Here is a 245-nt window from a genome sequence, read left to right on the forward strand (position 1 = left end):
TGGAACCCACATATCAGCTTCGTCTCGGGCTGCCGGGCAAATCGGCGGGCCTGGAAATCGCCACACGCCTCGGAATGCCCGAAGATATCATGCGCCGCGCGCGCGACTCGATGAGCAACCGCGAGCGCGACGTGACGCGGTTCTTGAGTGAGCTGGATCGCCGCATCGAACAAACGCAGGCGCTCGAGCGGGAGTTGCGGGAAAAACAGGCGGTGCTGGAGAGACGAGAGAAAGACCTGGCACGG

General features: G+C 63.3%; 1 pseudogene. It reads left to right on the forward strand.

Features of this window, described 5'->3' with window-relative positions:
• A pseudogene (locus tag KVT28_RS26175) lies at positions 1–245 on the forward strand (hypothetical protein); the annotation flags it as partial.

The sequence above is a fragment of the Pantoea sp. GbtcB22 genome, assembly GCF_019091025.1.
GTDB lineage: Bacteria > Pseudomonadota > Gammaproteobacteria > Enterobacterales > Enterobacteriaceae > Pantoea > Pantoea leporis.